This is a genomic window from Rahnella sp. ChDrAdgB13 (assembly GCF_017655185.1).
Taxonomy (GTDB): domain Bacteria; phylum Pseudomonadota; class Gammaproteobacteria; order Enterobacterales; family Enterobacteriaceae; genus Rahnella; species Rahnella contaminans.
In genome coordinates this window covers 1-1,739 of the sequence record NZ_JAEMGT010000097.1, presented here as the reverse complement: position 1 = coordinate 1,739, position 1,739 = coordinate 1, and the positions used below count along the sequence as shown (strand labels likewise).

The window sequence follows — 1,739 nt, the reverse complement described above, 5'->3', positions numbered from 1 at the left end:
GGCATGATGGTTCGGGTGGGGTTAGGCATGATCTGAGGGGGCATCAGGCGGTAATGAATGTGAGTAAGGAATATTCATATCCAGATGACACAAAATAGCGACATCCTCTGGGACCCCTCGAACTTTCCATTTACCAACGCACTGGCTTGAACGTGGTTTGCCCCGCCGTGGAAATCGGTAACCAATTGCTTTATTGGTTTTAAATCGTGATTTTAAGATTTCATAAAGGCTCATTTCCCCTCTCTCCTCGAAAGTATTGTATCAATAAAAATTACCACATAGAATCCAAAGTATCAATTTTAGATGTTACTTTAGTTTCCAACCGGAGGTGGATATGAATACGCTCGCAGAAAGATTGATTGGTAGACGTAACCTGATGAACTTAACGCAGGAAGGTTTAGCCAAAAAAGCAGGGGTTACACGAGTAGCCATCAGTAAAGCTGAACTTGGATTAACCAAAAACTTCAATAGTAATACTTTATTTAAAATCGCAATCGCTCTTAATTGTAGCCCTGAGTGGCTTCAAAAAGGGGTCGGGAACCCTGAGATCCAACCCTCTCTATGGGATGAAAATGTCAGGGAAACAACTCAACCGACTTATCGCTATACGTACCCTAAACTGAATTGGGTGCAGGCGGGACTATTTGCACAAAGCGGAGACAATTTTGATATGTATGACATAAAAAATTGGCATGACTCCGTAAAATACGCCGGCGAGAGAGGTTTTTGGCTTGAGGTGCATGGTGACTCGATGACTTCACAGACCGGGGTAACCTTTCCTGAAGGTATGTCTATACTGATAGACCCTGAGAAGGAGCCACACCCGAACTGCTACGTCATAGCAAAACAAAAAAACACTGATGAAACAACATTCAAAAAGTATGTTACTGATATGGGGAGGGCGTTTCTAAAACCCCTCAATCCTCAATATCCAATGATAGAAATTAACGATGACTGTGAGATCATTGGGGTTATCGTTGATGCCAGATGGGACATTTTTTAATATATATAATTCAATAAGATGCCGGATACCCGGCATTTTTTTCGCCTAACATAGAAAATAAAGTATCATTTTAACTTGCTTGAGTTTGATACTTTAGTTACGATTAACTCATCGACGCGACCCAACACTCAAACGGTTCTGGAGTTAATCTAAATGGAAAACCCATCTACAAATAAGTCATCACCTGTTGATTTAATAGATAAAACAATAAAGCTTGATTCTCTTTTGGTTTTAATCTCGCAGGCCATTATAGATGGTAATGTTGGTAATGAAGAAATAGTTAAATGTGTAGGTGTTGCTTGGGACATAAATTACGAAATTAAATCTACTGTCATTAAAATGTATGGTGGCGAACATGATTAAAATCTCAGTCGATAAGCCAAAACTGCAATCAATCAGTGAAAGCTGCTGCTAGGTATTTAGCTTAATAAAAACTCTCAGCAATAACACTCATATTGAACGGGCTGAAATGGAATATTCTTTACGTGCTTTAACTAAACTAGCGCTTAGTTTGAATGGAAGTCTGCTGGATTTGATTGAAGAGGGTACTGACCATGAATAATGCAAATAAAACAGCTCTGGTTCCGACTACCAATCACAACCAGAGCCTGACCTTAAATATGCTTACCTGCGATGGTGTTGAGATTAAGGCTTGTGTGGATATTAACACAACTGACGCGGCATCTGTAAAGCGTAGTTATCGTGTTATTGACCGCCGCGCTTTGAAGTTCGCCCA

4 protein-coding genes are annotated in these 1,739 nt (G+C 40.1%); 3 read left to right on the top strand and 1 reads right to left on the bottom strand.

The genetic code is table 11. The features are described 5' to 3' along the window. Positions 1-21 precede the first annotated feature (21 nt). Positions 22-234 carry a hypothetical protein gene (locus J8X26_RS27740; protein ID WP_244370772.1) on the bottom strand — a complete coding sequence of 71 codons (213 nt, stop codon included), beginning with the start codon at positions 232-234 and terminating at the stop codon, positions 22-24. Between the two features lie 100 nt (positions 235-334). On the opposite strand from J8X26_RS27740, the gene J8X26_RS21535 reads away from it, so the two are divergent. From J8X26_RS21535 to J8X26_RS21525, 3 genes are all read left to right on the top strand, one after another. Beyond that, a complete protein-coding gene (locus tag J8X26_RS21535; protein WP_208951906.1) occupies positions 335-1,003 on the top strand; it encodes a LexA family transcriptional regulator in 669 nt (222 codons plus the stop codon). 153 nt (positions 1,004-1,156) lie between these two features. Then, on the top strand, positions 1,157-1,366 hold the full coding sequence (locus J8X26_RS21530; RefSeq protein ID WP_208951905.1) for a hypothetical protein: 210 nt from the start codon (positions 1,157-1,159) through the stop codon (positions 1,364-1,366). A 191-nt stretch (positions 1,367-1,557) separates the two neighbouring features. Continuing rightward, the coding region (locus J8X26_RS21525; RefSeq protein ID WP_208951904.1) for a hypothetical protein at positions 1,558-1,739 on the top strand (182 nt) is incomplete at its 3' end.